This window comes from Micromonospora fulviviridis, from assembly GCF_014648395.1.
Classification (GTDB): Bacteria; Actinomycetota; Actinomycetes; order Mycobacteriales; family Micromonosporaceae; genus Micromonospora; species Micromonospora fulviviridis.
In genome coordinates this window covers 1-26,947 of record NZ_BMRA01000023.1, presented here as the reverse complement: position 1 = coordinate 26,947, position 26,947 = coordinate 1, and the positions used below count along the sequence as shown (strand labels likewise).

At 75.1% G+C, this 26,947-nt stretch carries 28 protein-coding genes and 1 pseudogene; 17 read left to right on the top strand and 12 right to left on the bottom strand.

Translation table 11 applies throughout. From position 1 onward, the window contains the following. Positions 1-119: 119 nt before the first annotated feature. Entirely contained in the window at positions 120-923 is an 804-nt protein-coding gene (locus IEY96_RS32220) for an SDR family oxidoreductase (protein WP_189198566.1), read from the bottom strand. 77 nt (positions 924-1,000) lie between these two features. Here IEY96_RS32220 and IEY96_RS32215 point away from each other — a divergent pair, with 77 nt between their 5' ends. Continuing rightward, positions 1,001-2,419, top strand: a complete 1,419-nt coding sequence (locus IEY96_RS32215) for an RtcB family protein (RefSeq protein WP_189198565.1) — start codon at positions 1,001-1,003, stop codon at positions 2,417-2,419. 7 nt (positions 2,420-2,426) lie between these two features. Here IEY96_RS32215 and IEY96_RS32210 read toward each other — a convergent pair whose 3' ends face one another. Further along, the gene (locus IEY96_RS32210; protein WP_189198564.1) at positions 2,427-2,855 is read right to left on the bottom strand and encodes an archease; all 429 of its coding nucleotides are present in this window, start codon (positions 2,853-2,855) and stop codon (positions 2,427-2,429) included. A gap of 70 nt (positions 2,856-2,925) precedes the next feature. On the opposite strand from IEY96_RS32210, the gene IEY96_RS32205 reads away from it, so the two are divergent. After that, positions 2,926-3,318 (top strand): hypothetical protein, encoded by a 393-nt coding sequence (locus tag IEY96_RS32205; protein ID WP_189198563.1) that lies wholly within the window; start codon positions 2,926-2,928, stop codon positions 3,316-3,318. Between the two features lie 316 nt (positions 3,319-3,634). Here IEY96_RS32205 and IEY96_RS32200 read toward each other — a convergent pair whose 3' ends face one another. Next, complete coding sequence (locus tag IEY96_RS32200; RefSeq protein ID WP_189198562.1) at positions 3,635-4,345, bottom strand: B3/B4 domain-containing protein; 711 nt, start codon at positions 4,343-4,345, stop codon at positions 3,635-3,637. Positions 4,346-4,355: 10 nt separating this feature from the next. Then, the gene (locus tag IEY96_RS32195; RefSeq protein WP_189198561.1) at positions 4,356-4,967 is read right to left on the bottom strand and encodes a LysE family translocator; all 612 of its coding nucleotides are present in this window, start codon (positions 4,965-4,967) and stop codon (positions 4,356-4,358) included. A gap of 29 nt (positions 4,968-4,996) precedes the next feature. Here IEY96_RS32195 and pdxR point away from each other — a divergent pair, with 29 nt between their 5' ends. Beyond that, a complete protein-coding gene (gene pdxR, locus IEY96_RS32190) occupies positions 4,997-6,475 on the top strand; it encodes a MocR-like pyridoxine biosynthesis transcription factor PdxR (RefSeq protein WP_189198560.1) in 1,479 nt (492 codons plus the stop codon). A gap of 50 nt (positions 6,476-6,525) precedes the next feature. Here pdxR and IEY96_RS32185 read toward each other — a convergent pair whose 3' ends face one another. After that, positions 6,526-7,509 carry a helix-turn-helix transcriptional regulator gene (locus tag IEY96_RS32185; protein WP_189198559.1) on the bottom strand — a complete coding sequence of 328 codons (984 nt, stop codon included), beginning with the start codon at positions 7,507-7,509 and terminating at the stop codon, positions 6,526-6,528. Between the two features lie 44 nt (positions 7,510-7,553). Here IEY96_RS32185 and IEY96_RS32180 point away from each other — a divergent pair, with 44 nt between their 5' ends. Together IEY96_RS32180 and IEY96_RS32175 are read left to right on the top strand one after the other, a co-directional pair. Then, positions 7,554-8,030, top strand: a complete 477-nt coding sequence (locus IEY96_RS32180; RefSeq protein WP_189198558.1) for a hypothetical protein — start codon at positions 7,554-7,556, stop codon at positions 8,028-8,030. After that, positions 8,030-8,485 (top strand): hypothetical protein, encoded by a 456-nt coding sequence (locus tag IEY96_RS32175; protein WP_189198557.1) that lies wholly within the window; start codon positions 8,030-8,032, stop codon positions 8,483-8,485. Before IEY96_RS32180 ends, IEY96_RS32175 begins: the two co-directional genes overlap by 1 nt. Here IEY96_RS32175 and IEY96_RS32170 read toward each other — a convergent pair. Beyond that, positions 8,469-9,140: a TetR/AcrR family transcriptional regulator gene (locus IEY96_RS32170; protein WP_189198556.1), complete on the bottom strand. Its 672-nt coding sequence runs from the start codon at positions 9,138-9,140 to the stop codon at positions 8,469-8,471. The genes IEY96_RS32175 and IEY96_RS32170 overlap by 17 nt on opposite strands. A 114-nt stretch (positions 9,141-9,254) precedes the next feature. On the opposite strand from IEY96_RS32170, the gene IEY96_RS32165 reads away from it, so the two are divergent. Genes IEY96_RS32165 through IEY96_RS32155 form a run of 3 tightly spaced genes read left to right on the top strand, consistent with a single transcriptional unit; the run spans position 9,255 to position 12,520 of the window. Next, the gene (locus IEY96_RS32165; protein WP_189198555.1) at positions 9,255-10,751 is read left to right on the top strand and encodes a flavin-containing monooxygenase; all 1,497 of its coding nucleotides are present in this window, start codon (positions 9,255-9,257) and stop codon (positions 10,749-10,751) included. 15 nt (positions 10,752-10,766) lie between these two features. Beyond that, the gene (locus IEY96_RS32160) at positions 10,767-11,660 is read left to right on the top strand and encodes an SDR family NAD(P)-dependent oxidoreductase (protein ID WP_189198554.1); all 894 of its coding nucleotides are present in this window, start codon (positions 10,767-10,769) and stop codon (positions 11,658-11,660) included. Beyond that, positions 11,657-12,520, top strand: coding sequence for an alpha/beta fold hydrolase (locus tag IEY96_RS32155; protein WP_189198553.1), 864 nt, complete (start codon positions 11,657-11,659; stop codon positions 12,518-12,520). The genes IEY96_RS32160 and IEY96_RS32155 overlap by 4 nt, the downstream gene beginning before the upstream one ends. Here the strand turns inward: IEY96_RS32155 and IEY96_RS32150 are convergent. Further along, positions 12,477-13,640 (bottom strand): low temperature requirement protein A, encoded by a 1,164-nt coding sequence (locus IEY96_RS32150; RefSeq protein WP_229792017.1) that lies wholly within the window; start codon positions 13,638-13,640, stop codon positions 12,477-12,479. The two genes, IEY96_RS32155 and IEY96_RS32150, sit on opposite strands and share 44 nt — an antisense overlap. 49 nt (positions 13,641-13,689) lie before the next feature. Continuing rightward, on the bottom strand, positions 13,690-14,586 hold the full coding sequence (locus IEY96_RS32145) for a glycosyltransferase family 2 protein (protein WP_189198552.1): 897 nt from the start codon (positions 14,584-14,586) through the stop codon (positions 13,690-13,692). A 68-nt stretch (positions 14,587-14,654) separates the two neighbouring features. On the opposite strand from IEY96_RS32145, the gene IEY96_RS32140 reads away from it, so the two are divergent. From IEY96_RS32140 to IEY96_RS32130, 3 genes are all read left to right on the top strand, one after another. Continuing rightward, positions 14,655-15,755, top strand: coding sequence for a CapA family protein (locus IEY96_RS32140; protein WP_189198551.1), 1,101 nt, complete (start codon positions 14,655-14,657; stop codon positions 15,753-15,755). Positions 15,756-15,822: 67 nt separating this feature from the next. Then, the gene (locus tag IEY96_RS32135) at positions 15,823-16,491 is read left to right on the top strand and encodes a GntR family transcriptional regulator (protein WP_189198550.1); all 669 of its coding nucleotides are present in this window, start codon (positions 15,823-15,825) and stop codon (positions 16,489-16,491) included. Further along, positions 16,488-17,798: an MFS transporter gene (locus tag IEY96_RS32130; RefSeq protein ID WP_189198549.1), complete on the top strand. Its 1,311-nt coding sequence runs from the start codon at positions 16,488-16,490 to the stop codon at positions 17,796-17,798. The genes IEY96_RS32135 and IEY96_RS32130 overlap by 4 nt, the downstream gene beginning before the upstream one ends. On the opposite strand, the gene IEY96_RS32125 is transcribed toward IEY96_RS32130, so the two are convergent. Then, positions 17,791-18,210 (bottom strand): hypothetical protein, encoded by a 420-nt coding sequence (locus tag IEY96_RS32125; protein ID WP_189198548.1) that lies wholly within the window; start codon positions 18,208-18,210, stop codon positions 17,791-17,793. The genes IEY96_RS32130 and IEY96_RS32125 overlap by 8 nt on opposite strands. 195 nt (positions 18,211-18,405) lie before the next feature. Between IEY96_RS32125 and IEY96_RS32120 the strand changes: the two genes are divergently transcribed. Both IEY96_RS32120 and IEY96_RS32115 read left to right on the top strand, forming a co-directional pair. After that, positions 18,406-19,494, top strand: coding sequence for an S-(hydroxymethyl)mycothiol dehydrogenase (locus tag IEY96_RS32120; protein ID WP_189198547.1), 1,089 nt, complete (start codon positions 18,406-18,408; stop codon positions 19,492-19,494). Continuing rightward, complete coding sequence (locus IEY96_RS32115) at positions 19,491-20,120, top strand: MBL fold metallo-hydrolase (protein WP_189198546.1); 630 nt, start codon at positions 19,491-19,493, stop codon at positions 20,118-20,120. The genes IEY96_RS32120 and IEY96_RS32115 overlap by 4 nt, the downstream gene beginning before the upstream one ends. A gap of 46 nt (positions 20,121-20,166) precedes the next feature. Here the strand turns inward: IEY96_RS32115 and tsaA are convergent, their stop codons facing one another. From tsaA to IEY96_RS32100, 3 genes are read right to left on the bottom strand one after another with little or no spacing between them, the layout of a single operon-like run. Next, a complete protein-coding gene (gene tsaA, locus IEY96_RS32110) occupies positions 20,167-20,577 on the bottom strand; it encodes a tRNA (N6-threonylcarbamoyladenosine(37)-N6)-methyltransferase TrmO (RefSeq protein WP_189198545.1) in 411 nt (136 codons plus the stop codon). Then, positions 20,574-21,521, bottom strand: a complete 948-nt coding sequence (locus tag IEY96_RS32105) for an anti-sigma factor RsbA family regulatory protein (protein WP_189198544.1) — start codon at positions 21,519-21,521, stop codon at positions 20,574-20,576. The genes tsaA and IEY96_RS32105 overlap by 4 nt, the downstream gene beginning before the upstream one ends. Beyond that, on the bottom strand, positions 21,518-22,378 hold the full coding sequence (locus IEY96_RS32100; RefSeq protein ID WP_189198543.1) for an MEDS and STAS domain-containing protein: 861 nt from the start codon (positions 22,376-22,378) through the stop codon (positions 21,518-21,520). Before IEY96_RS32100 ends, IEY96_RS32105 begins: the two co-directional genes overlap by 4 nt. A gap of 493 nt (positions 22,379-22,871) precedes the next feature. Here IEY96_RS32100 and rho point away from each other — a divergent pair. From rho to IEY96_RS32080, 4 genes and pseudogenes are all read left to right on the top strand, one after another. Next, positions 22,872-24,038: pseudogene (gene rho / locus IEY96_RS32095) on the top strand (transcription termination factor Rho); the annotation flags it as partial. A gap of 11 nt (positions 24,039-24,049) precedes the next feature. Beyond that, positions 24,050-24,514 carry a VOC family protein gene (locus tag IEY96_RS32090; RefSeq protein WP_189198541.1) on the top strand — a complete coding sequence of 155 codons (465 nt, stop codon included), beginning with the start codon at positions 24,050-24,052 and terminating at the stop codon, positions 24,512-24,514. Between the two features lie 57 nt (positions 24,515-24,571). After that, positions 24,572-25,651, top strand: a complete 1,080-nt coding sequence (locus IEY96_RS32085) for a DUF3626 domain-containing protein (RefSeq protein WP_189198567.1) — start codon at positions 24,572-24,574, stop codon at positions 25,649-25,651. Between the two features lie 205 nt (positions 25,652-25,856). Beyond that, complete coding sequence (locus IEY96_RS32080; protein ID WP_189198540.1) at positions 25,857-26,615, top strand: hypothetical protein; 759 nt, start codon at positions 25,857-25,859, stop codon at positions 26,613-26,615. Positions 26,616-26,947: the final 332 nt, after the last annotated feature.

The following is a 26,947-nucleotide window of genomic DNA, read 5'->3' as shown; positions in this document are numbered from 1 at the left end:
GACGGGGTGGGGCCGACCGTGCCCGGCGGAGGGATCAAGCCTGACCGCCCGGAGCCGGGCACGGTCGGCCCCACCCCCACAGCGACCGCCACGGAGCCGGCAGGGTCCGCCCCACCCCCTCACACCGACCGCCATCCGGACGGGAGCGTCGACGCCTGCGGACCCATCATCAACATCCCCCCGTCCACCGGCCAGGACGCCCCGGTGACATAAGCGGCGGCGGGCGAGGCGAGCAGGGCAACGACCGCCGCGACCTCCCGGGCGTCGCCGGGCCGCCCCACCGGCACCCCCGGGCGTTCCTGGCTGAACGGGTCCACGTCCTCCTGGCCGGTCATCGGGGTGGCGATCTCACCGGGGGCGACCGCGTTGACGGTGATCCCGTCCGCCGCCAACTCCTGCGCCATCACCTTGGTGAGCAGCCCCAGCCCGCCCTTCGCCGCGCAGTACGCCGACGCTCCGACCCGCGGGGCGTGCTCGTGCACGCTGGTGATGCTGATGATCCGCCCGCCCCGGCCGGCCGCCCGCATCCGCCGGGCCGCCCGCTGGGAGCAGAGGAACGCCCCGTCCAGGTCCACGGCGAGCACCTCCCGCCACTGCTCCCAGGTCACGTCGACGAAGGGCGTGGCCAGGCCGGTGCCGGCGTTGTTGACCAGCACGCCGAGCCCGCCGAGCCGGTCGGCAAGATCGTCGACGACGGCGGCGCCCCCGGGCAGCCGGGTCAGGTCCATCTCGGCCACCTCGCAGCGGCGGCCGGTGGCGCGTACCTCGCCGGCGGTGCGCTCGGCGCCGTCCGGGTCGCCGTACCAGGTGATGCCGATGTCGAAACCGGCCCCGGCGAGCGCCACGGCACACGCCTTGCCGATGCCGGAGTCCGCGCCGGTGACCACGGCGATCCGGTCGTAGTCCTCGTATCGCTGGGGCATGCTGCCGCACTACCCGGATCGGGCGAGGGAGAACCAGACCGGGTGTAACCGCTCCGGCCCGGGGTAGCCGGGCGGGCATGGACCTCGTCGAGGAGTCGCCGTACCGGTTCCGGATCGACCGGCACGACCCGATGCGGGTGCCCGGGGTGGTCTTCGCGTCCCGCGCGCTGCTGCCCGACGCCGGTGCGGACAAGTCGCTGGAGCAGGTGGCGAACGTGGCCACCCTGCCCGGCATCGTGGGCGCCTCCTACGCCATGCCGGACGTGCACTGGGGTTACGGCTTCCCGATCGGCGGGGTCGCCGCCACCGACGTCGAGGACGGGGGAGTGGTCTCGCCCGGCGGGGTCGGGTTCGACATCTCCTGCGGGGTCCGGCTACTCACCGCCGACCTGGACCGGGCCGCGCTGCGCCCCCGGCTGGACGCCGTGATGGACGGCCTGAGCCAGTCCACCCCGCGGGGCATGGGCAAGGGCGCCGTGTGGCACCTGACCGACGGGACCGAACTCGACGCGGTGCTCCGCGGCGGCTCCCGGTACGCCGTCGAGCGCGGCTTCGGCGTCCAACGGGACCTGGACCGCTGCGAGGACTACGGCGCGGTGGGCGACGCGAACCCGGCCCAGGTGAGCGAGCGGGCGGTGGAGCGGGGCGCGCGCCAGGTCGGCAGCCTCGGCTCCGGCAACCACTTCCTCGAGGTGCAGGCGGTGGAGGAGGTCTACGACGAGGCCGTGGCGGGTGCCTTCGGGCTGCGCGCCGGCCAGGTCTGCGTCATGATCCACTGCGGTTCGCGGGGGCTGGGCCACCAGATCTGCACGGACTACGTCCGGGGCATGGAGAAGGTGATGCCCGGGTACGGCATCCGCGTCCCCGACCGGCAGCTCGCCTGCGCGCCGGTCTCCTCCCACGAGGGCCGGGCCTACCTGGGGGCGATGGCCGCCGCGGCCAACTACGCCCGGGCCAACCGGCAGCTGCTCGCCCACGCCGCCCGGCAGGTCTTCGCCCGGGTCACCGGCTGCGACCTCGACCTCGTGTACGACATCTCGCACAACCTCGCCAAGATCGAGACGCACGAGGTGGACGGGACACCCCGCCCGCTCTGCGTGCACCGCAAGGGGGCCACCCGGGCCCTCCCGCCGGGGCACCCCGACCTGCCCGACGACCTGCGCCCGGTCGGGCAACCGGTGCTCATCCCCGGCTCCATGGGCACCGGCTCGTACGTGCTCACCGGCGTGCCCGGCGCGCCGGCCTGGGCGTCCACCTGCCACGGCGCCGGCCGGGTGCAGAGCCGCAAGCAGGCCACCAAGGCGGTACGCGGGCACGACCCGCGCCGCGAGCTGGAGGCGCAGGACATCGCCGTGCGGGGCGCCAGCCGGCGCGGGCTGGCGGAGGAGATGCCGACCGCGTACAAGGACGTTGCCGCCGTGGTGGCGGCGGCCGAGGGCGCCGGACTGTGCCGGAAGGTGGCCCGGCTGGTCCCGCTCGGCGTGGTGAAGGGCTGAGCCCCGCTCACACGTCGAGTGTCACCGCGCAGCGCCAGCCGCCGGGTTCGGCGGCGAATGACAGCTCGTGCAGGGACACCGCCTTGGGGACCGCGCCGACCAGTTCCACCGCGTCGGTGCCGGTGGTCCGCCAGCGCACCGCCAGGCCGCCGTCGGCGGCCGCCCGCACCTCGGTCTCCAGCGGCAGCTCACCTGCCGTGTCCATCCGGAAAATCACCTCGTCGAGGACGCCGACCAGCAGGTCCGCGTCGGCGCCCGGCGGCACCCGGAAGTCGGTCTCGCCGTCGGCGGCGGCCCCGGTGGTGTCCACGAAGGTGTCCACCAGGGCGGTGACCGCCTCGGCCACGCAGCCCTCCCGGTCCGGCGCCCACGCCTCGATGCGGACGTCGGCGGTGTGCGGGATGTTCCGGTGCCCGCGGGCCGGTCGTCGCTCCATGCCCCGATCATGCCGCCGGCGGTCGGGTGCCCCTCCGGTTTTGTCGCAACCGGTCGCTAGTGTGCAACGCATGATCGCCGATGACTCCGACGCCGTCACCGTCACCTTCCTCAGCATGATGCGGGCCGTCCTGCGGGCCGAGCGGGTGGGCGACGACAGCCTCGGTCGCACCGTCGAGCTGGCCCGGCGCTGGTGGGGTGCCGGCGACGCGCAGGACGCGCGGCTCGCCGCCGCGCTGCGCGAGCTGCACGGCGAGCCCGTGGACACCGACGACCCGCGCCAGGTGGCCGACGCGGCGACCGCGCTCGCCGCCGACACCGGGCTGCTGACCCCGCCCGACCCGCGGGGCGCCGCGATCGCCCGCTTCGCCGCGAACGCCCGCCGGCTGCGCACCGGCGAGATCACCCCGGCCGAGTTCGACGAGATCATGGCGACCGACGACCGGGACCGCCCCGACGCCTGACCGTCACCGCACGTCGGCCGCCCCACCTCGACCGGGCAGCCGTCCGACGACGATGTCACCTCACCGGCTGGCGGGTCCTCGGCCAGCTGCCGGGCCCGAGCGACGAGCCGCTCGGGCCGACCCGCGCCCGGTGCCCGGCGGATAGGTGCAGACCGGCTGGCCGGACAGCAACGGAGCCTGGCTCTCCGCCGACGGTGTCACCTGGACCTGCCTGGACCCGCCGGAGCTGCCCTGACCGCGGGGGTGCTTCCGGTGGCCCGACCACCGGGAGCACCCCTCGCCCCGGTGCGGTAGGCCCGCAGGAAACCCCGGGGCCTCAGACGGTGCGCGTGGCGGGCGTCGCGAACTCGGGTGCCTCGGAGGTGAGCACCGCGGTCCGGGCCGGCGCCCCCCATTCCTCGGCCAGCGCGGCGGCCAGCTCCGTGAGCATCCGGGGCACGGTCTCCGCGCCGCCCTCGTGCATCGCCTCGATCACCACCAGCACCTCGGCGGTCTCCGCGCGCACGGCCGACGCGCCGCTCTGCCGGTGGGTCCAGCGCCGCGAGTGGGCGTGGCCGGCCTCGTCCGCGAAGACCAGCTCACCGGGCTCGGGGTGCTCCTCCTCCCCGCCGAGGGTCAGGTAGGTCTCCGTGCCGGTGGCCGGGCGCACGGTGAGGTCCCCGTCGATCCGGTCCAGGTCCAGCACGGCCACCGGGACGGCGTATCCGAGGGAGAGGGCGTTGCCCAGGTCGACGAGCGGGTGCAGCCGGGGCAGCGCCCCGTCCCGGCGGAACCGGCGCAGCAGCGACTCGGCGGCGCACCGGTAGCGGGTGGGCGGCGAACCCATCCGGGCGAAGGCCCGCCGCCACGCCTGGATCTCCGGGAAGCCGCCCTCCGGGCCGCCGGCGAGACGGGCGCGGGCGGTGTCGGTGTACCGGGCGAGTCGTGGGGTGACGTCGACGTCGGGGGTGATGCCGGTGGCGTGCAGGATGCCGCAGGTCAGCTCGGGAAAGCTCGACCGGACCTGCGGAGAGTGCCGGAAACGCACGGGAGGACTCCTATCGGGCGGTGAGGGCCAGGCCGAGGCCCAGGGCGAGGAAGCTGCCGGCGAAGCCGTGCCGCAGCAGCGCGGTGAGTCGGGGCCGGGCCAGCACCCGGCGACGCAGGGCGCCGGCCAGCAGTGCGTACCCGGCGAAGACCACGAGGGTGGTCAGCATGAACACCGCGCCGCAGGCCAGCATCCGCGTCGGCGCGTCCGGCGCGTCCGGCGGGACGAACTGCGGCAGGAACGCCACGAAGAAGACGGTGACCTTGGGGTTGAGGAGGTTCATCAGCACCCCGTCGCGGAACAGCCGGCCGGCCGGGCGGGGTGGGCGGTGCTCGTCCACCGGCAGCGGGCCGCGTTCGCGCAGCGCGGCCCAGGCCATCCAGAGCAGGTACGCCACGCCCAGCCAGGTCACCACCCGGAAGGCCGGGGTGCCGGCGCGGAGCAGGGCCGCCAGGCCGGTCACGGCGGCGACCAGGTGCGGGACGAGGCTGAGGGTGCAGCCGGCAGCGGCCACCAGGCCGGCCCGGCGGCCGGCGGAGAGGCCGGTGGCGAGGGTGTAGACCATCCCGGTGCCCGGGGTGATCACGACGACGAGTGTGGTCAGCAGGAAGGCGATGCTCACGAGGTCCAGCCTGCGACCATAATGGTCTGATGGACAGGGCCAAACCATCGGCGGTCGAGGGGTCCATAACGGCCGGTGCCGATTTCCTCCAGCTCGATGTCGGCGAGGCCCCGCCGGGTGGGCGCGCCGACTGGCTGGCCGCCCGGCTGCGGGCCGCCATCGCCGACGGCCGGGTCCCGGTGGGCGCCCGGCTGCCGGCCAGCCGGGTGCTCGCCGCCGAGCTGGGCGTGTCCCGGGGCGTGGTGACCGAGGCGTACCAGCGGCTCACCGAGGACGGGCAGGTGGTGGGGCGGGGCCGGGCCGGGACCGTCGTGGTGGCCACCCCGGCCGCCGTGGTCACCCGCGCGCCGGCGCCGCCCCGCCCGCCGGAGGTGTTCGCCGCGCGGCCGGACACCGACGTCTTCGACGCGCTGCGCACCGCGCCGGCCGAGCTGGACCTGACGCCCGGCGTACCCGATCTGGCGGCGTTCCCCCGCGCGGCCTGGCTGCGCGCGGAACGCGCGGTGCTGCACCGCCTGGCGCCCGCCGACTTCGGGTACGGCGATCCGACCGGCACCCCCGCGCTGCGGCTCGCGGTCGCCACCTGGCTGGCCCGCAACCGCGGCATCCGGGTGGACCCGGCCGAGGTGGTGGTCGTGGCCGGGGTGTCCCAGGCGCTCGGCCTGCTCGCCCAGGTGCTGCACGCCGACGGCGTGCACACGGTGGCGGTGGAGGACCCCGGCTCGCTCGGCGTACGCCAGCACCTGAACAACTGGCGGCTGGACACCCCGCCGGTGCCGGTCGACGCCCACGGCCTGCGGGTCGACCGGCTGGAGGACAGCGGCGCCCCCGCCGTGATGCTCACCCCGGCGCACCAGTTCCCGACCGGGGTGGTGCTCGACGGTGACCGGCGTCGCCGGCTGCTGCGCTGGGCCCGGCGCGGCGGCGTGGTGATCGAGGACGACTACGACGCCGAGCACCGCTACGACCGCCCGCCGGTGCCGGCGCTGCGCGGGATGCAGCCGGACCGGGTCTGCTACACCGGAAGTGTCTCCAAACTGCTCGCCCCGGCGCTGCGGATCGGGTGGGTGCTGGTGCCGCCCCGGTGGCACGGCGACCTGGTGGCGGCCAAGCGGATGGCCGACCTCGGCAACGCCGCCCTGCCGCAACTGGTGCTGGCCGAGCTGATGGACTCCGGCGCGCTGGAACGCCATCTGCGGCTGCTGCGCCGCCGGCACGTCCGCCGCCGGGACGCGATGATCCGGGCGGTCCGCGAGCACCTGCCCGGCGCGGTGGTGCACGGCGCCGCAGCCGGCCTGCACCTGCTGGTCACCCTGCCCGACAAGGTCGACGACACCGCGCTGGCGGCGGCGGCACTACGCCGCGGCGTGAAGGTCCAACCCCTGTCCTGGCACGCCCAGCGCCCGCAACCCCCCGGCCTGGTCCTCGGCTACGCCGCCAACCCACCAGGTGACATCGACCGAGCCCTGAAAACCCTCGCCACCGTCCTGCACGACCTGCCCCGTTGATCAAGAGGTTTGGGTCACCGGGGAGATCGACCCCGACGCAAAGCTCTTGATCAACAAGGGGCGGGCGGATGGTAGAGGGCGGTCAGGGCGGTTGCCGTTTCTGCCAGGCGGGTGCGCAGGGTGGCGGGGGAGAGGACCTCGACCTCGGCGCCGAGCCGCAGCAGGTCGCCGTGCGCGTGGGTGAGCGACTCGATGGGTACGACGGCCCGCACCCAGCCCGCCACGTCGGGTGGACCGGCGCTGGCGTCCACCGCGGCGACCACCGCGTCGCTGGCGACCTCCCGCAGCCGTTCCCGGCCCCGGGGCGAGAGCCGGATGGTCGCCTCGTCCCGGTGCAGCCCGGCCCGGAAGGCGACCACGTGCGCCCGCCACCAGGCCGGCAGGTCGAACTCCGGCCGGTCGAACGGCTCGTCCAGCGGGGCGAGGTCGAGGATCTGGTTGACCCGGTAGGTGGCCGGCTCGGCGCGGTCCGGGCGGGCGGCCACCACGTACCACCGGCCGCCCTTGAGCACCAGCCCGTACGGTTCGAGGACCCGGGTCACCTCGCCGTTCCAGCTCCGGTAGCGGACCCGGATCCGGTGCTCCCGCCACACCGCCTCGGCAGCGGCGGCCAGGTACGGCGACGGGTCGCCGTCGGAGTACCAGCCCGGGGTGTCCAGGTGGAACCGTTGCTCCAGCCGGGCGGCCCGGTCGGCGAGCGGCGGCGGCAGCGCGGCGCGCAGCTTGAGTTGCAGGGTGGCCACCACCGACTCGTAGCCCAGCTCGGCGGCCGGCCCGGGCAGCCCGGCGAAGAGCAGCCGGTCGGCCTCCTCGGCGGTGAGCCCGGTGAGCCGGGTCCGCCAGCCGTCGACGAGCCGGTAGCCGCCGGCGTGGCCGGCCTCGCCGTACAGCGGGATGCCGGCGGCGTGCAGCGACTCGACGTCCCGGTAGACGGTGCGGACCGAGACCTCCAGCCGGCGGGCCAGGTCGGCGGCGGTGAGCCGGCCGTGGGCCTGGAGCAGCAGGAGGATGGACAGGAGACGACTGGCCCGCATTCCACTGACACTAGCTGTCAGGGGAGCGGGCCTACCGTCCCCGCATGGCATTTCGGAACAAGGAACTGACCGTGCCGGGGACCGTCGAGGTCGCCGGCCGGCACGTCAAGCGCTACCACATCGACCAGCCGGACCGCCGCCTCGAACCGGAGGTGGTCGAGGCCGCGTACGCGTACCTGCCGAAGCTGCTGCCCGGCCCGGACGGCGGCACCCCGCCGGCGAGCTGGGTGGTGCTGCACCGGGGTGCGGACACGGGCGCGTACCTGCTGGCGTACAGCTGGTTCTTCGACAACGTGGTGGAGTGCCGGATCGCGATCGCCGGCCAGCCCGCGCTGGACTGCCCGGACGACGACCCCGCGCACTTCGTCCCGCTGGACCGGCCCGGCGTGGGCTGCGTCTGGGAGCTGGGCGTGCTGGAGCACGAGCGGACGGCCTGGGTGCGGCACGTCCTCGCCCCGGACCGGCCGGACCTGGCCGGTTACCTGGCCGACAACCGGGCCGAGGGAGAGGTGGGTTTCTGATGGGCGACTTCGACTTCTTCGTCGGAACCTGGGACGTGACCAACCGGCGGCTGGTCAAGCGGCACGTGGGCAGCGACGAGTGGGACGAGTTCCCCGGCACCTCGGTGGCGCGCACGTTCTTCGACGGCGCCGGCAGCTTCGACGAGATCCGCTTCCCGACCCGCGGCTTCTCCGGCTCGACCGTCCGCATCCTCGACCCGGCCACCGGCCTCTGGTCGATCTACTGGATGAACAGCCGCCGGGGGGTGCTCGAACTGCCCCCGGTGGTCGGCCGGTTCGTCGACGGCGTCGGCACCTTCTACGCCGACGACACCGACGAGGGGCGGCCGGTCCGCTGCCGGTTCGTCTGGTCGGCGATCACGCCCACCTCCTGCCGCTGGGAGCAGGCGTTCTCCACCGACGGCGAGCGGACCTGGGAGACCAACTGGGTCATGGACTTCACCCGGACGGGCTGACCGGCGGCGTGGTGGTCCGGTAGATCGCGGTCAGCCAGACGTCGAGCAGCACGTCGACCACGTCCCGCTCGGCCACCGCCGGGCCGTCCCCGGCGAAGGTCGCGTACCAGACCCGCTCGTTCATGGAGTTCAGCGCGATGGCGAGGTCCCGGGCGGGCAGCCCGTCCGGGGCCGCGCCGCGCGCGCGTTCGCCCTCGATGGCCGCCTCGACGGCGCGTACCCAGCGTTCCAGCACCTCGGCCCAGAGCCGGCGCACCTCGGCGTTGGTGCCGCGCACCTGGGCACAGGCCAGCACCACGTCCCGGTGGCCGCCGAAGGTGGCGTGGAACCGGGCGATCAGCTCCCGCCAGCGGGCCCGCGGGTCGTCGGCGAGCCGGACCAGCACGTCGCCCGCGGCCGCGTTCGCCTCCTCGGTCACCCGGTCGAGCAGGGTGAGCAGCACGGCGTCCTTGGAGGGGAAGTAGAAGTAGAACGTGGGCCGGGAGATGCCGGCGCCCCGGGCCAGGTCGTCGATGGAGATGTCGCCGAAGGGCCGCTGCCCCAGCAGCCGCTCGGCGGTGGCGAGGATGGCCACCTCCCGGTCGTCGCCTGTGGAGCGGCCGGGTCGCCGCCCGCGCGTCGGCGCGGCGCCGGTCGACGTACGGGCGGGGGTCATGTCGGCCGATGTTACACCCGCTCGACACTGTGTCGATTCCACTCGACATGGTGTTGACTGCCGTCGACGGCGGTGGATAGTGTCCGGTCCACTGCCGCGCGAACGGGAGATGCCATGGCCTCCGACCACGTCGACGTCCTCATCGTCGGTGCCGGGCTCTCCGGCGTCGGCGCCGCCGTCCACCTGCAACGCCAGTGCCCCGGGAAGACGTACGCGGTGCTGGAGGCCCGGGGCGCCGTCGGCGGCACCTGGGACCTGTTCCGCTACCCGGGCATCCGCTCCGACTCCGACATGTTCACCCTCGGCTACTCGTTCAAGCCGTGGACCAACCCCAAGGCGATCGCCGACGGCGACGCCATCCGGGAGTACGTCCGGGAGACCGCCCGCGAGCACGGGGTGCAGCAGCACATCCGCTTCCACCACCGGGTGCTGCGTGCCGAGTGGGACAGCGCCACCGCCCGCTGGACGGTGCACGCCCACCGCGACGACACCGGCGAGGACGCCGTCCTGACCTGCGGGTTCCTGTTCACCAACTCCGGCTACTACCGCTACGACGAGGGCTACACGCCCGAGTTCCCCGGCGTCGAGCGGTACGCCGGCCGGCTGGTGCACCCGCAGCACTGGCCCGAGGACCTGGACTACGCCGGCAAGCGGGTGGTGGTGATCGGCAGCGGCGCCACCGCGGTCACCCTCGTCCCGGCCATGGCCGAGCGGGCCGGGCACGTCACCATGCTCCAGCGCTCACCCACGTACGTCATCTCGCTGCCCTCGCGCGACCCGCTCGCCGACGCGGCGCGGCGCTGGCTCCCGGCGAAGGCCGCGTACGCGGTGACCCGCTGGAAGAACGTGGCGCTCGGGGTGGCCAACTTCCAGCTCAGCCGGCGCGCCCCCAACGTGGTGAAGAAGTTCCTGCGGCGGGCCGCCCGGGGCAGCCTCCCGGCCGGCTACGACGTCGACCGGCACTTCTCGCCCCGCTACAACCCCTGGGACCAGCGGCTCTGCGTGGTGCCCGACGGGGACCTGTTCGCCGCGCTCCGCGCCGGGAAGGCCGCCGTGGTCACCGACACCATCGACACCTTCACCGAGCGGGGCATCCGGCTCAGCTCCGGCGAGGAGCTGCCCGCCGACGTCGTGGTCACGGCCACCGGCCTCAACCTGCTGGCCCTCGGCGGGATGACCCTCGCGGTGGACGGCGCCGAGGTCGACCTCGCCTCGACCGTCGCCTACAAGGGCATGATGCTCTCCGGCGTGCCGAACTTCGCCATGACCATCGGCTACACCAACGCCTCCTGGACGCTCAAGGCGGACCTGGTCGCCACGTACGTGTGCCGGCTGCTGCGCCACCTCGACGAGACCGGCCAGCAGGTCGTCACCCCGCTCGCTCCGGACACCACCGACCTGGTGCCGATCATCGACCTCCAGTCGGGATACGTGCTGCGGGCCGTCGACCGGCTGCCCAAGCAGGGCCCGAGGGCGCCCTGGCGGCTGCACCAGAACTACCCCCGCGACGTGCTGCTGATGCGGCACGGCCGGCTCACCGACGCCGGCGTGCGCTTCTCCCGCGCGGGCACGCCCGCCACCGTCGCCGACCGTCCCGCGCCCGTCGCCTGACTCCCGAGGAGCGCCATGCGTGACTTCGTCTTTCCCGGCGGCACCGCGGTGCTGACCGGCGCGGCCAGCGGCATCGGTGAGGCCCTGGCGCACGGGCTGGCCCGCCGCGGCGTCGACCTGGTCCTGCTCGACCGGGACGCCGAGCGGCTGGACGGGGTGGTGGCCGCGCTCCGCGCCGCGTACCCCGACCGGCGGATCGAGACCCACCTGGTCGACCTCGCCGACGCCGACGCCACCGACCGGGTCGCCGCCGAGATCCACCGCGCGCACCCGCGGATCCGGCTGCTGGTCAACAACGCCGGGGTGGCGCTGGGCGGCCGGTTCGACCAGGTCACCCTGGACGAGTTCCTCTGGGTCATCGAGATCAACTTCCGGGCCGTCGTACGGCTGACCCACGCGCTGCTGCCCGCGCTCAAGGCCGAGCCCGGCGCCCACCTGGTCAACGTCTCCAGCCTCTTCGGGCTGATCGCGCCCGCCGGGCAGGCCGCCTACTCCGCCAGCAAGTTCGCCGTGCGCGGCTTCACCGAGGCGCTGCGGCACGAACTGGTCGACGACGGCGTGGGCGTCACCTCCGTGCACCCCGGCGGCATCCGCACCCGGATCGCGACCAGCGCCCGGGTGGGCAGCGGCGTCTCCGTCGAGGAGTACGAGGCCGGCCGGAAGCAGTTCGAGAAGCTGCTCTCCATCGACCCGGCGAAGGCCGCCGAGGTGATCCTGCGCGGGGTCGAGCGCCGCCGCGGCCGGGTGCTGATCGGCTGGTCGGCGAAGCTGCCCGACCTGCTGGCCCGGGTCGCTCCCGCCGCGTACGGGAAGGTGCTGGCCCTCGGGATGCGGCCGCGCCCGGCCCGGGTGCCGGCGCCGCCACCCGCCGCGGAGCCTGTCCCGTCGGACCCGGGGCGGCCGGCGTGACCCTCGCCCTGCCGCCGGCCGACGAGCTGACCGTCACCGGGCGGCGGATGCGCTGCCGGATCGCCGGCGACGGCCCGCCGGTCGTGCTGCTGCACGGCATCGGCCGGACCCTCGAGGACTTCGCCGCCCTGCACGCGGCACTGGCCCGTGACCACCGGGTACTCGCCGTGGACCTGCCCGGGCACGGCGGCTCGGCGCCGCTCGACGATCCGCACACCCTGCCGGCCCTGGCGGCGGCCGTCGCCGGGTTCCTGGACGCGGCCGCGGTCACCGGCCCGGCGCACCTCGTGGGCAACTCCCTCGGCGGGGCGGTGGCCATGCGGCTCGCCGCCGACGCGCCGGAGCGGGTCGCCAGCCTGGTGCTGGTCAACAGCGCCGGCTTCGGCCGGGAGGTGACCGCCGCCCTGCGGCTGCTCGCCGTCCGGCCCCTGGCCCGGCTGCTGCTGCGCCCGCACCCGGCGATCGCCCGCCGCAGCGAGCGGGCGATCTTCCACGACCCGGGGTACGTCACCGAGGAACGGGTCGCCACCGCTCTCGCGGCGGCCCGGCAGCCGCACGCCGCCCGGGTGATGCTGGAACTGGTCCGCAACCTCGGCACCTGGCGCGGCGTACGCCCCGAGTGGCGGGCCGAACTGCTCGACGCGGTGGCCGCGCTCGACCTGCCCACCCTGGTCGTCTGGGGCGACCGGGACCTCGTCCTGCCTGCCGCCCACCTCGCCCACGCGCGGAGCCGGCTGCCGAAGGCGCAGAGCCACCTGTTCCGCGACACCGGGCACATGCCGCAGATCGAGCGGGCCGCCGAGTTCGAGGCCCTGGTCAGGCGGTTCTGGTCGCCGTCCGGTGCCGCAGGACCAGCGTGACGGCCACCAGGACCACCAGCACCCCGGCGATCAGGTCGACGGGCGCGACCAGCCACGGCGCCACCAGCACCAGCGCCGCCGCGCCGGGGAACAGCACCAGCCCGGCGCCGCGCTTCGCCGGCAGGTGCAGCGCCCAGAGGGCGACCAGGTAGACCGCGACCGGCACGGCGACCGCGTAGCCGGCCACCCGCCCCGAGGCGTGCGCGGTGTGCAGGTCGTGGTCGACCGCCACGGCCAGCCCGGCGCCGACCGCCGCGATGGAGCTGAAGACGAAGTAGTGGCCGTAGCCCCAGGTCAGCGCGCCGCGCACCGACGCCGGCGGCAGCGGGTCGGGCCGGTCGAAGTAGAGCCACCAGATCGCGAAGACGATCAGCGTGCCGGCCGCGGCCAGCGACCACAGCTGCCCGTTGCCCGCGTCCACCCCGCGCTGGATCGCCACCGACGTGGAGAGCACCGCCTCGCCCAGCACGATGAGGGTGAACAGCTGGTACCGCTCGGCGATGTGGTGCGGGTGCCACGAGGTCTGCCGGCGCCGTTCGCCCAGCACCGGCACCAGCAGGTCGGCGGCGACCAGCACCAGGTACGCGGGCGTGAGCCAGGCGGGCGGCAGGAGGAGCCGGAGCAGCCAGCCGGCCTGCACCACGCCCACGCCGACCGCGAACGTCAGGGCGGTGGCCCGGTGCGCCGGATCGCCGGCCGCCGCCCGCAGCCAGTTCACCGTGGCGGCCAGCCGCATCACCACGTACCCGTAGGTGATCGTGGTGAAGTCGGCCTCGCTGAAGGCGCGCGGCACGCCCGCGGCGAGGATCAGCGCCCCGGCGATCTGCACCAGCACGGTCAGCCGGTAGACGTCGTCGTCGGTGTCGTAGGCGGACGCGAACCAGGTGAAGTTCACCCAGGCCCACCAGATCGCGAAGAACACGCTCAGGTACCGGAGCAGGCCGCGGCCGACGTGCCCCTCCGCGACGTCGTGGTGCAGGCCCTCCGACGCCAGCGCCACGGCGACCACGAAGCACAGGTCGAAGAAGAGCTCCAGCGGGGTGGCGGCCCGGTGTGCCTCGTCGCGCCGGCGGGCCCGCATGGGGCGGTACCAGGCCCGGAAGGACGCGTTGCTCTTCACCCGGTGCTCCTCGCCGACGGCCGGTCAGCTGCACCACACGATAACCAGCTCAGGCGGGCGCGGACCCCGCCGGCTGGGGAACTCCGTCGGAACGGGACGGCGTGGCGTCGGCCCGGGACAGCGTGACGAGCGCGGCCTCCACCCCGGCCGGCAGCCGCCGCCGGTGCCGCAGCACCCAGCCGGCCTGCCGGGCCGCGTCGCGCAGGCCGGCCCGCCCGGCCGGGTCCCGCCAGGCGTCGGCGACCGCCGCGCGCAGCACCCGCCCCGGCCGGCGCAGCGCCGCGGTGAGCACCCGGTTGCGCGCCTCGGCCCGCCGGCGGGCCCGGGGGTCGCGACCGGCCGGCACCGGCAGGTGGTGGGCCACCAGCTCCGGCACGTACGCGAGGTTCCAGCCCGCGGCGGCCAGGTCCATCGCGAGCAGCGTTTCCTCGCCGTACGTGCCGAGCCGCTCGGCGAAGCCGCCGACCTGCCGGTACGCGTCGCGGCGCAGCACCACGGCGCAGGCCAGGAAGCCGAGCACGGTGGGCCCCAGCGCGTCCGGCTCGGCGCCCAGCGGCGCCCGGCCCATCGCGGCCGAGACCGGGTCCCGCCGGGCCGCCGCGCCGACCCGCACCTCCCCGGTGAGCAGGGCGGTACGCGGGTGCCGGCGCAGCAGCGCGGCCGCCCGGTCGAGCGCGTCCGGCGCCCAGTACGAGTCGTCGTCGGCGAACGCCACGTAGGGCGTGCGGGCCAGCCCCACCCCGACGTTGCGGGCCGCCCCGGCGCCCGCGTTGCGGCCCAGCTCCACCACCCGGACCCCGGGGAACTCCCGGGCCACGGCGGCCGGCGTGCCGTCGTCGGAGCCGTTGTCCACCACGATCACCGGGGCGGTGTGCCGGGGCAGCAGGGCGAGGAGCTGCTCCCGCCGGTTGCGGGTGGCCACCACGATCGTCACGTCGGTCGTCATGGCCGCCCTGGTACCCCGGCCGGCCGGACTCACGCGTGGCGCGGCGAACGGCGGGAACTCTCCCCGGCATGGCCGAGGTGACGCTCTTCCTCGCCGGCGACGTGATGACCGGGCGCGGCGTGGACCAGATCCTGCCCCACCCCGGGTCGCCCGCGCTGCGGGAGGAACTGGTCACCGACGCCCGCCGGTACGTCGCGCTGGCCGAGTCGGTGGCCGGCCCGGTGCCGCGGCCGGCCTCGCCGGAGTGGCCGTGGGGCGACGCGCTGCGGATGCTCGACGCGGAACGTCCGGACGCGCGGATCGTCAACCTGGAGACGGCGGTGACCGCCCGCGGGGAGCACGCTCCCGGCAAGGGCATCCACTACCGGATGCACCCGGCCAACCTGCCCTGCCTGACGGCCGCCCGGCTCGACGTCTGCGTCCTGGGCAACAACCACGTGCTGGACTTCGGCCCGGACGGGCTGGCCGACACCCTGGACGGGCTGCGCGGCGCGGGGATCCGGACCGCCGGCGCGGGCCGGGACGCCGAGGAGGCGTGGCGGCCGGCCACCGTGCCGCTGGCCGGCGGGCGCCGGCTGCTGGTCTGGTCGGTGGGCGCGGTGTCCAGCGGTGTCCTCCCGCACTGGGCGGCGCGGGACGGGCGGCCCGGCGTGGCGTACCTGCCGGAGGTGTCCGCGGCCACGGCCGGCGCGCTCGCCGAGCGGATCGCCGGGACCGTCCGGCCGGCGGACCTCGTGGTGGTCTCGGTGCACTGGGGGAGCAACTGGGGCCACGAGGTGCCGGACGAGCACGTCGAGTTCGCGCACGCGCTGGTCGACGCCGGGGTGCACGTCGTGCACGGGCACTCCTCGCACCATCCCCGACCGGTCGAGCGCTACCGGGGCCGGCTGATCCTCTACGGCTGCGGCGACCTGATCGACGACTACGAGGGGATCGGCGGGCAGGAGGCGTACCGGCCGGAGCTGCGGCTGCTGCACCTGCCCACCCTCGACGCCGCCACCGGTGAGCTGCGGCGGCTGCGCCTCGTCCCGGTCCGGATGCGCCGGATGCGGCTGCAACCCGCCACGGCCGCCGAGGCCGGCTGGCTCGCCGATCTCCTCGACAGCCTCGGCCGGCCCTCCGGCACCCGCTTCACCCGCGGCCCCGACGGCGCGGTCGCGCTGCGCTGACGTGGTCCGGGCCACGTTCGCGGCGCTCGGCGGCGGCGTCCGGTCGGCTCGGGCGCATCATAGATACATGACGCATCCCACCCCGGTGCCCGGCACGCGGCCGGCCGCGCCCTCCGCCGCCGAGCGGGCCTACCAGCACCTCAAGCAGGCCATCCTGGAGCAGGTGTACCCGGGCGGGCTGCTGGTCAGCGAGGGGGAGATCGCCGAGGCGACCGGGGTTTCCCGTACGCCGGTCCGGGAGGCGCTGCTGCGCCTGGAGGCCGAGGGCCTGGTGAAGCTCTACCCCAAGCGCGGGGCGCTGATCCGGCCGGTCTCGGCCCGGGAGATCGCCGACGTCGTCGAGGCCCGCCGCCTGGTCGAGCTGCACGCCGCCGAGCAGGTCTGGCCGCGCCGGGCCGCCATCCGCGGCGACCTCGCCCGCTGGCTCGACGAGATGCGCAGGGCGCACGCCGCCGGCGACGTCACCGCGCTGATGGCCGCCGACCGGGCGTTCCACGCCACCGTCGTCGAGGCGGCCGGCAACGAGATCCTCGCCGAGCTGTACCACCGGCTGCGCGACCGGCAGCTGCGGATGGGCGAGGCGAGCTTCCGCCTGTCGCCCGGCTGGGCCGAGGTGGCCCTCACCGAGCACGCCGGCCAGCTCGCCGCCCTCGACGGCGACGACCCGCGGGCGTGGCTCGACGCGGTCGGCGCGCACATCGACAACGCGGCGACCGTGCTGCGGACGCTGCGGTGAGCGGCGGCACCCCCAGGGTCGCCCCGCGCCGCTCCGCCGCCCTGGTCTTCGCGGTGGCCGTCACCGCGTACGTGGCCGCCGTCTTCCACCGCAGCTCGCTCGGTGTCACCGGGGTCGACGCGGCGGACCGCTTCCACATCAACGCCGCCGCGCTGGCCACCTTCAGCGTCGCCCAGCTCGCCGTCTACGCGGCCATGCAGATCCCCGTCGGGGTGCTGCTCGACCGGTTCGGCTCGCGCCGGCTGCTGCTCGCCGGCGCCGCGCTCATGGTGGCCGGGCAGCTCTGCTTCGCCGTCGCCACCGACGTGCGGCTCGCCCTCGCCGCCCGGGTGCTCGTCGGCCTCGGCGACGCGATGACCTTCATCAGCGTGCTGCGGATCGTCGCGTTCTGGTTCCCCGGCCGGCGCAACCCGCTGCTGGTGCAGCTCACCGGCACCATCGGGCAGCTCGGCGCGGTGCTCGGCGCCGTACCCCTGGTGGCGCTGCTGCACCACGCCGGCTGGACGCCCGCGTTCCTCACCGCGGCGGCGCTCGGCGCCACCGTGCTGCTGCTGGTGCTCGTCGCGGTCCGGGACACCCCGCACGCCGAGCACACCACCGGGCTCGCCCCCGACCTGGCCGCCGTACGCCGGCAGCTCGCCGACGCCTGGGCCCAGCCCGGCACCCGGCTCGGCCTCTGGACGCACTTCGTCACCCAGTTCTCCGGCTCGGTGTTCGCCCTGCTCTGGGGCTACCCGTTCCTGGTGCAGGGGCAGGGCTTCCCGCCCACCGCGGCGGCCGCCCTGCTCACCCTGATGACCGTGGTGACCCTGGTCTGCGGCCCGGTCATCGCGCACCTGTGCGCCCGGCACCCCTTCCACCGCTCGGCGGTGGTCTTCGCCATCACGGCCGCCACCGCGGCGGTCTGGGCGGTGGTGCTGGCCTGGCCCGGCCGTGCCCCGCACGGGCTGCTGGTGGCCCTCGTGGTGGTCCTCGCGGTCAACGGTCCCGGCTCGGTGATCGGCTTCGACTACGCGCGCACCTTCAACCCGGTGCACCGCATCGGCAGCGCCACCGGCATCGTGAACGTGGGCGGGTTCGTCGCCTCGATCCTGCTGATCCTGGCGGTCGGCGTGGTGCTCGACCTGGCCACCCCGGCCGGCCGGAGCACCCCGCCGCTGTCCGCGTTCCGCTGGGCGTTCGCCGTGCAGTATCTGCTCTGGGGGCTCGGCGCGGTGCAGGTGCTGCGCTACCGCAACGCCGCCCGCCGCCGCTACGCCGCCGACGCCGTGGCCGTGCCCGCCGCCGTCGCCGGTCCGGTCACGTGAACCGGCGCTTGTGGGCCAGCGAGTCGAGCATGAGCGTCAGCCCGGCGGCGACCAGCCAGCTGTCCTTGGCCAGGCCGATGCCGGCCTGCGACGGCTTGAGGCTGTTCGCCTCCCGCATGCCGGGCGTCTTGAGGTAGAGCTGCACCAGACCGAGCCCGAAGGCGGTCAGCCCGGCACCGGCCAGCAGCGACGGCACGAACGGCGTGAGCAGCGCGGCGCCGAGTGCGACCTCGGCGCGGGAGAGCAGCTTCGCGAACTGGTCCGGCGGGAACTGCCGCAGCTGGGGGATCGCCCCGACTGCCATGCCGTGCATGCCGGCCGCGGCCTCGCCCTCCAGGGACCGCTTGGACAGCCCGGAGTTCAGGATGAACGCGCCGATACTGAGCCGGAGCGGCGCATGGGTCAACTTCATGATCACTCCCGTGGGTGCCGGAGAACCGGGCCCCCGCGTACCCCGCGACGCGCCGGATAACCCGCCGGACGGCGGTGGGCCGCCGGCCATGATCGGCGGTAGGTTCGGCTGGAGGCGAACGCCGGAGGCACCGTGAGCGCGAGGAGCGGGCAGGCCGGGTCTGCGAGCCCCGCAGTCGCGAACGAAGGAGGCACCGTGGGTCAGGAAGTCCGGGGAGTCGTGTCGCGGCGCAAGGGCGCGCCGGTGGAGGTCACCACCATCGTGGTGCCCGACCCGGGGCCGGGCGAGGCGGTGGTCCGCGTCCAGTCCTGCGGGGTGTGCCACACCGACCTGCACTACCGCGAGGGCGGCATCAACGACGACTACCCGTTCCTGCTGGGCCACGAGGCCGCCGGCATCGTGGAGCAGGTGGGGGAGGGGGTCACCGACGTGGCCCCCGGCGACTTCGTGGTGCTCAACTGGCGGGCGGTCTGCGGGCAGTGCCGCGCCTGCCGGCGGGGCCGTCCCTGGTACTGCTTCAACACCCACAACGCCGCTCAGAAGATGACGCTGACCGACGGCACCGAGCTGGCGCCCGCCCTGGGCATCGGCGCGTTCGCCGAGAAGACCCTGGTGCACGCCGGCCAGTGCACGAAGGTCGACCCGTCCGCCCGGCCCGCCGCCGTCGGCCTGCTCGGGTGCGGGGTGATGGCCGGCCTCGGCGCGGCCATGAACACCGGCGGCGTGACCCGGGGCGACTCGGTGGCCGTGATCGGCTGCGGCGGCGTCGGCGACGCGGCGGTGGCCGGGGCGGCCCTGGCCGGGGCGACCACCATCATCGCGGTGGACACCGACTCCCGGAAGCTCGACTGGGCGCGGAAGTTCGGCGCCACGCACACCGTCAACGCCTCCGACGACGACCCGGTCGAGGCGATCCGCGCCGCCACCGGAGGGTTCGGCGCCGACGTGGTCATCGACGCGGTGGGCCGCCCGGAGACCTGGAAGCAGGCCTTCTACGCCCGAGACCTGGCCGGCACCGTCGTGCTGGTCGGCGTACCCACCCCGGAGATGAGGATCGAGCTGCCGTTGCTGGACGTCTTCGGCCGGGGCGGCGCCCTCAAGTCCAGCTGGTACGGCGACTGCCTGCCCAGCCGCGACTTCCCGATGCTCACCGAGCTGTACCGGCAGGGCCGCCTCGACCTGGACGCCTTCGTCACCGAGGAGATCGCGCTCGACCAGGTCGAGGAGGCGTTCACCCGGATGCACCACGGGGACGTGCTCCGGTCGGTGGTGGTCTTCCCGTGACCGCCCGCGTCGACCACGCCGTCACCGCCGGCACGTTCTCCCTCGACGGGCAGACCTTCGACGTCGACAACAACGTCTGGGTGGTCGGTGACGACGCCGAGTGCGTGGTCGTCGACGCGCCGCACGACGTAGCGGCCATCCGCGCGGTGATCGGCGACCGCCGGGTGGTCGCCGTCCTGGCCACCCACGCCCACGACGACCACGTCCGGGTGGCGCCCGAGCTGGCCCGGGCCACCGGCGCCCCGGTGCTGCTGCACCCGGCCGACCGGGTGCTCTGGGACCTGGTCCACCCGGACACCCCGCCCGACGGCGAGCTCACCGACGGGCAGGCGATCGAGGTCGGCGGCACCACCCTCCGGGTGCTGCACACCCCCGGCCACAGCCCGGGCGCGTGCAGCCTCCACGCGCCCGACCTGGGCGCGGTCTTCACCGGGGACACCCTCTTCGCCGGGGGTCCCGGCGCCACCGGCCGCTCCTGGAGCGACTTCGGCACGATCATCGAGTCGATCCGGGCCCGGCTGCTCACCCTGCCGCCGCAGACCGTGGTCCACACGGGACACGGCGACGACACCACCATCGCCGCGGAGGCGCCCCACCTCGACGAGTGGATCGCCCGCGGGCACTGAGCCGACCGCCCGGCCGGGTCACCGGCCCGGCCGGGTGTCGCCGGCCTCAGCGCTCGCCGTCGAGCACCGGCTTGACATCGAGTACGGGGGTGCCGTCGACCGCCTCCAGGTCGGCCACCCGCAGCCGTACGCCGTCCACGTCGAGCACCCGCACCCGGTGCAGGCCGATCGGGTTGGGCCGGTGCGGCGAACGGGTGGCGAACACCCCGGTCTCCGGCCGGGACACGTCACCGCGCGGGTGCACCGCGAGCACGTCGCGCCGGGCCCGGTCCAACCAGGTCAGCACCAGCACGTCCGCGCCGGGCCGCAGCCCGTCCAGCGCCGGGGCGTACGCCGCGTCGAAGACCAGCCACGCCTCCGGCGCGCCCTCGTCGCCCTGCTTCGGCGCCACCGCCGGATCGCTCAGCGGCGACTCGACCCGGCCGACCGTGCGCAGCGCCGGTTCCGTTCCCGTCATGGTGCCTCCCGCAGCATGTGCAGCCGGACCGTGGTGCCGGCCGCGGTGGTGTGCACCAGCACCAGGTCGCACAGTGCGTGCACGATGACCAGTCCCCGCCCGCCGATGCCGTCGTGCGCCGGTGCGAGCCGGCCGGCGAGCGGGTCGGCCAGCCAGCCGTCGTCGTGGACCTCGCACACCAGGTGCCGGTCGGTGCACCACGTCTCGACGGTGCCGGCGCCGCCGGCGTGCGCCACGCTGTTCGTGGCCAGTTCGGTGACCGCGATCTGCAGGTCGGCCACCCGGTCGGCGGCCAGCCCGGCGGCAACCGCCTGGTCGGCGACGAACCGCCGGACCTGCGGCAGCGTGTCCAGGTCGTAGCGGAGCACGGCGACCTGCTCCGCCGGGCTGGGCAGCGGCTTGTTGTGCCGTTCGGTGACCGCCGCCGGGGCGTAGCCGGCGATGCGGCGGCGCCCGTCGCCGTCGACCAGCAGCGGGTGCGTGCAGCGGGCCTCGGCGAGCACGCCGGGCTCGAGCCGCCCCGCGTCGTACGGGCACAGGATGCTCGCCGCCCGGCCGGCGAAGGCCCAGTTGATCGCGGCCTCGTGCTGGGCGCAGGCCCGGTACTCCTCGGCGGTGCGGCCGGCCCAGATCGGCTCGCCGATGATCCGGACCCGCCGGTCGGGATGCCGGTCGGCGAACGCCTGGAGCACGCACGGGATGATCCGGCCGGGGTTGCGCCCCGCCTCGGTCATGTCGGCCCAACCGACGGCGTCGCCGGCCGCGCCGAGCGCCCCGCGGATCAGCGCCAGCTGCGGTCCGGGCGTAGCCACCAGCACCGGTTCGCCCGCGGCGAGTCCCGCCCGGACGAACGGCACGGTGACCGCGAGCAGGCTCGCGGCGTCGGTGTAGAAGGCCAGTTCGTGGCGGAATTCGGCCGGTGCCGGGGCGGCGGGTGCGCTCATGCCGAGTGCTCCGTCGACACGCCGTCGAGCAGGTGCAGCAGCCGGTGCAGCGCCGGCCGGCACCCGACCAGCCGGATGCCGGCGGCGCTGGCGCGGTCCGCCCGGACCAGCGCGGTGGCGGCGCCCACGTCGGCGAAGCTCAGCTCGGAGACGTCCAGCACCGGCGGTCGTCCCGCCGCCCGCTGACCAGCCGTCACGTCGTGCAGCACCGCGGTGAACGCCTCCCGGTTGCTCCGGTCCACCTGCCCCACCAGCCGCAACCCCGGCGGGTCGGTCGTCCGGTACGCCCGCAGCAGCGGCACCCAGGTCCGCGCGGTGCCCGGCCCGGCCGTGCCCGGATGGGCGGCGGCGACGGCGCGCAACCCGTCGGCCGGGAAGATCCGCCGGTCGTACAGGCACAGGCCGGCGACCCGGGCGTCCAGGAAGAGCGGGTTGAGCGCGGCCTCGTACCGGCGCAGGTCGTCCAGGGTGGTGCCGGTGCGCAGCACCCACGCCATGTCCCCGCTCAGCCGGATCCCCGGGTAGCCCTCGTGCCGCGCGCGGTCGACCTCGTCGACCACGGTGGCGACCATCGCCTCCGGGGTCGGCCGGCCGCCGGTCGGGTAGACCTCCACGGCCGGCACGATACGCAGCTGGCCGGCCGCCACGGCGGCCTCGGTCGGCACGCCGACGGCGTCGACCCGGGCGCGCACCGCCTGCGGCGGCGAGGTCTCGGTGAAGCAGACGACCTTGTGACCGAGGCGCAGGCCGGTGGCGGCGAAGCGGCCGACGGCGTCGAGGGCCGCGCCCTCGTCGTCGTGCGTCCAACAGACGTGGTCGCCGAGGTGGACCTGGTCGACCACGGTCGTAGCAGTCACGGTGCTGGCCTTCCCGGTCGGCGCGTCCCTCACTGTAACGCCGGCCCGGGTTCCGACCGAACCGGCGGCGATCCGCTTGCCCGCGACGGCGGTGCGGGGTTAGCCTGGCGAACGACCCGGATGCCGGCGCACGGCGCCACCCGGAGTCCGCTCTCCCGAACGCGGCAGCTCGCCCGGCGCACCTCACCGATCCGGCCGCCAGCTCGCCGAACCTGGCCGCCGGACCCGACACGGACCTCGCCGGACCGGCCCCCGTCCGCTTCCGACACCGGCTCGGCCGCCCCGCTCGCAGGTTCCCGCCCGCCTGGTGCCGAGCCCTTCGCGCGGTGTCCCGTCGCCCACGCGGGGCGGCGCGCCGTGCGCCCCGACACCTCCTGCTCCGGTGAGGCGGCGAGCCGTGCGGCCGACGCCTCCCGCTTCGGTTCGTGCCGCTCGGGCTTCGCACCAGCCCTCTCTCGCACCAGCCCTCTCTCGCACCAACCCTCTCTCGCATCGTCCCGATCGGGGACCGGCACCAGTCGAAAGGCACTCGATGAACGACACCTCCGCGCCGCTCCCGGTGAGCGGCATCGTCGACACGGTCGACGACCACGCGCTGCTGCGGGTGGACGGCTACCTGCCCTCCACCGCCGACGCCCACCTCACCACCGGCCAGCTCCGCCGGTACGGCCTGCGCCGTGGCGACCTCGTCACCGGCGCGGTCGCCACCACACCCCGCAAGGGCCGGCACGCCCCGCTGATCCGGCTCGACACCGTCAACGGAACGACCCCCGAGCAGGCGCGTCACCGCCCGGACTTCCACCGGCTGACGCCGGTCCACCCGTACCAGCGGCTGCGGCTGGAGACCGAGCCGCACATCCTGACCACCCGGGTCATCGACCTGGTTATGCCGATCGGCAAGGGCCAGCGGGCGCTGATCGTCTCGCCGCCGAAGGCGGGTAAGACGATGGTGCTGCAGGCGATCGCGAACGCGATCACCCGCAACAACCCGGAGTGCCACCTGATGGTGGTGCTGGTCGACGAGCGGCCGGAAGAGGTCACCGACACGCAGCGGTCGGTGAAGGGCGAGGTCGTCGCGGCCACGTTCGACCGTCCGCCGCAGGACCACACCACGGTGGCGGAGCTGGCGATCGAGCGGGCGAAGCGTCTGGTCGAGCTGGGCCACGACGTGGTCGTGCTGCTCGACTCGCTGACCCGGCTGGGCCGCGCCTACAACCTGACCGTCCGCTCAGCCGGCCGTACCCTCTCCGGCGGCATCGACGTGGCCGCGCTCACCCCGCCCAAGCAGCTGCTCGCCGCCGCCCGGTCCATCGAGGAGGGCGGCTCCCTGACCATCATCGCCTCGGCCCTTGTGGAGACCGGGTCCGCCGCCGACGGCCTCATCTTCGAGGAGTTCAAGAGCACCGGCAACGCCGAGCTGAAGCTGGACCGGTCGCTGTCCGACCGGCGTACCTTCCCGGCCGTCGACGTGCGCGCCTCCGGCACCCGCCGGGAGGAGCTGCTGCTCACCGACGTCGAGCGGGATCGCCTGCGGGCACTGCGTTCCGCGCTGTCCGCACTGGACCGGCAGGCGGCCCTGGACCAGCTGCTCCGGCAGCTCGCCGCCACCGGCGGCAACGCCCACTTCCTCGCCCGTCTCGGTGCCGCCGCACGCGGCTAGGATCATGTGTCATGGACGATTCCCGGGCCGACGGGCCGCCGACGGTACGCCAGTTGCGCCTGGTCGTCGAGGCCGAGGACTACGACGCCGCGGTCGCCTTCTTCCGCGACGCGCTGGGCCTGCCGGAGGAGGCGGCGTACTCGGGCGGCGACGGCGCCCGGGTGGTGATCCTGGAGGCGGGACGCGCCACGCTGGAGCTGGCGAACCCCGCGCAGAAGCGGATGATCGACGAGGTGGAGGTCGGCCGCCAGGTCGCGCCCCGGATGCGGGTGGCGTTCGAGGTGGACGACAGCCGGGCGGCGACCGAGCGCCTCGTCGCGGCGGGCGCCACCGAGGTCGCCCCGCCGACGGTCACCCCGTGGCAGTCGCTCAACGCCCGCCTCGACGGCCCGGCGGGCCTGCACTTCACCCTGTTCCAGGAGTTGCGCAGCCCGGCGGAGCGGGAGGGCCTGGACGGCTTCGGCACCGGCGCCTGAAATCCGCGTGGCGCGCCGCCGGGGGCCCCGGCGATACTCTGGCCCGTGCCCGACGTGATGTTGACCCCCGCCCAGGCCGCCGCCCTCCGGTACGTCGGTGACGCCGCCCTCCGGGACCGGCCGGCGGCGCTCGCCGTCATCGACGGGCACCTCGCCGGCTCCGGCGCGGCGTACCGGGCGGAGGAGATCGTCGCGGCGGTGGCCGCGCACGGCCGGCTGACCCTCAACTTCCACCCCGACCGGCTGCTACGCGACGGCCGGACGGTGGCCGAGGCGCTCGACCAGGAGGGCGTCTACCGCAGCCAGTTCGAGACGGGCATCTCCAACGGCGGGCTGACCGCGTTCCCCGGCGGCGACCGGGACCGCTGGGAGGAGGCGCTGTTCGGCGGGGCGTACCAGCGGCCCGGCGTGCCGCCCACGGAGCGCCCGAAGTACGGCGGCCTCAACCTGCTCGACCACCCGGACGGCGCCTGCCCCCGGTTCGGCTCCTGCCATCTGCGGCTGCGCCCCGCGGCGCTCGCACGGGCCACCTTCAGCTTCGGCGACAGCCACACCGGGCCGAAGGACCTCGGCACGGTGACGGTGTTCGAGCCGGTGCTCGCCGCGTTGCTGGCCGCCACCGCCGAGACGGGGGTCAGCCTGGGCGTGGCCGGCATGGACACCGGCACCCTCGTGCGGACGCTGCTGCGCCGGCGCGAGCGCGCGTCCGACGTGGCCGGGCGGGCGCTGGACGACTACATCGAGGCGCAGGTGCACGGTGAGCTGAGCCTGGCCCGGGACGTCGAGGCGGTGGTGGTCGACCCCTCGTTCCGCGGCACCGCGGAGGGGCGGATCCTCGCCGGGCTCGCCCGGCGGCACGGCTTCGCGCTGTGCTGGCACACCGGTTTCGAACTGCCGGTCGACGGTGTCGACGCCGAGTTCCGGGGGCCGGCCATCCCGCCGCTCGCCGCCCGGGTGCACGCCGAGTTCGCCCGGCCGGGGGAGCCGGTGCACGCCGCGCTGATCGGCCGGGCGGCCGCCTCGGTGGTACGCGAGCCGCAGCGCTGGGCCGACCGGGGGCCGACCGAGGTGACCCTCCAGCAGCTCAAGCAGCTCTGGCACGTCCTGGTGCGGTTCGGCGTCCCCGCGGCCGGTTAGCCCGGTTCCCGCCTGCCCATCCCGCTCGTCCGGTATCCCCGGTGACCTGGGCCGCAGCCCTGCTGGTCTCGGGCATATCCGGAATGCCCGACAGGCCGAGCTGGTTGTGTCCCCCGTACCGCCGGAACGCAAACCCGTACCGGCGAGTAATCCCCGAGGGGCGCTCACCCGGGAGCGCGTCGTAACGATCGAAAGGGCAACCATCGTGAAGCAGCACTTCACTCGATGGCTCCCCGCCATCGCGAAGACCGCCGTCGCCAGGACCGCCGTCGTGAAGGCCGCCGCCGTGAAGGCTGCCGCGACGGCCCCCAACCGCCGGACCGCGCTGACCGTCGCGGGCGTGGCCTGCCTGGGCGGACTCGCGTTCGGCCCCACCGCCGTCGCCGCTCCCCTGACCAGCGGCCCGCACGCCGGGGCCCTGGCCGCCATCGACCTGGCCACCGGCAAGAAGAGGACCGGCACCGAGTCGGTGAAGTCCGGCCTCACCACCGGCAGTGACAAGGTCCCGACCAAGGCCGACCGGCCCAGCCGGGAGGAACTCATGCCGCACGGTGTCGAGGGCGCCCAGTCGCGCATCCCGCTCGACGACGCCCAGCTCGACAACGCCAAGGCCATCGTGAAGGCGGCCAAGGAGACCGGTGTGGGGAAGCGGGGCGCCGTGATCGGCGTCGCCACCTCGCTCCAGGAGTCGAAGCTGTACAACCTCGGTCACCTGGGCGCGTACAACGACCACGACTCGGAGGGCCTGTTCCAGCAGCGCCCGTCGTCCGGTTGGGGTACGCCCGAGCAGGTCACCGACCCGGACTACGCCAGCAAGGCGTTCTTCAACGCCCTGAAGAACGTCGGCGGCTGGCACGACCTGCCGCTGACCGCCGCGGCGCAGACGGTCCAGGTGTCCGCCTTCCCGTACGCGTACGCGCAGTGGGAGGAGCAGGCGGCGGACATCGTCCAGCAGCTCTGGTGACAACACCCGCGAAGTCGGCCGGCCCCGCCAGGGGCCGGCCGCTTCTCGTCTGCCCCGTCCTACGCGGCTGAGGTGTATGTCCGGTTCCCGCCCTGGCTGAGTGCTTCGGTGGAACGCCATGGAGGTCTCCGGGGCCGAGATACCTCCATGGCGTTCCACCGACCGGGCCGGCGTGGGCGGGGTGTCCGGTTCGTCGGGTGGCCGCCGGCACTCGGGCGGCGGAATGGCGGGCGGGTGGGGGTCGTTGTATCCGGGTGAACGACCGAGGAGGACGCCCCGCGAGGCGGGGTGGCCGGGCCCGGAATGATGGTGGGCCGCCGGTCGTTGTACAT

Bases quoted from the DNA above. Each gene is read 5' to 3' on its own strand.
- IEY96_RS32215 (WP_189198565.1), top strand. From the start codon at position 1,001: ATGGACCTCGTCGAGGAGTCGCCGTACCGGTTCCGGATCGACCGGCAC.
- IEY96_RS32145 (WP_189198552.1), bottom strand. From the start codon at position 14,586: ATGACGACCGACGTGACGATCGTGGTGGCCACCCGCAACCGGCGGGAG.
- IEY96_RS32085 (WP_189198567.1), top strand. From the start codon at position 24,572: ATGTTGACCCCCGCCCAGGCCGCCGCCCTCCGGTACGTCGGTGACGCC.
- IEY96_RS32175 (WP_189198557.1), top strand. From the start codon at position 8,030: ATGGGCGACTTCGACTTCTTCGTCGGAACCTGGGACGTGACCAACCGG.
- IEY96_RS32170 (WP_189198556.1), bottom strand. From the start codon at position 9,140: ATGACCCCCGCCCGTACGTCGACCGGCGCCGCGCCGACGCGCGGGCGG.
- IEY96_RS32090 (WP_189198541.1), top strand. From the start codon at position 24,050: ATGGACGATTCCCGGGCCGACGGGCCGCCGACGGTACGCCAGTTGCGC.
- IEY96_RS32165 (WP_189198555.1), top strand. From the start codon at position 9,255: ATGGCCTCCGACCACGTCGACGTCCTCATCGTCGGTGCCGGGCTCTCC.
- IEY96_RS32205 (WP_189198563.1), top strand. From the start codon at position 2,926: ATGATCGCCGATGACTCCGACGCCGTCACCGTCACCTTCCTCAGCATG.
- IEY96_RS32135 (WP_189198550.1), top strand. From the start codon at position 15,823: ATGACGCATCCCACCCCGGTGCCCGGCACGCGGCCGGCCGCGCCCTCC.
- IEY96_RS32220 (WP_189198566.1), bottom strand. From the start codon at position 923: ATGCCCCAGCGATACGAGGACTACGACCGGATCGCCGTGGTCACCGGC.
- IEY96_RS32125 (WP_189198548.1), bottom strand. From the start codon at position 18,210: ATGAAGTTGACCCATGCGCCGCTCCGGCTCAGTATCGGCGCGTTCATC.
- IEY96_RS32180 (WP_189198558.1), top strand. From the start codon at position 7,554: ATGGCATTTCGGAACAAGGAACTGACCGTGCCGGGGACCGTCGAGGTC.
- IEY96_RS32185 (WP_189198559.1), bottom strand. From the start codon at position 7,509: ATGCGGGCCAGTCGTCTCCTGTCCATCCTCCTGCTGCTCCAGGCCCAC.
- IEY96_RS32210 (WP_189198564.1), bottom strand. From the start codon at position 2,855: ATGGAGCGACGACCGGCCCGCGGGCACCGGAACATCCCGCACACCGCC.
- IEY96_RS32140 (WP_189198551.1), top strand. From the start codon at position 14,655: ATGGCCGAGGTGACGCTCTTCCTCGCCGGCGACGTGATGACCGGGCGC.
- IEY96_RS32160 (WP_189198554.1), top strand. From the start codon at position 10,767: ATGCGTGACTTCGTCTTTCCCGGCGGCACCGCGGTGCTGACCGGCGCG.
- pdxR (WP_189198560.1), top strand. From the start codon at position 4,997: ATGGACAGGGCCAAACCATCGGCGGTCGAGGGGTCCATAACGGCCGGT.
- tsaA (WP_189198545.1), bottom strand. From the start codon at position 20,577: ATGACGGGAACGGAACCGGCGCTGCGCACGGTCGGCCGGGTCGAGTCG.
- IEY96_RS32105 (WP_189198544.1), bottom strand. From the start codon at position 21,521: ATGAGCGCACCCGCCGCCCCGGCACCGGCCGAATTCCGCCACGAACTG.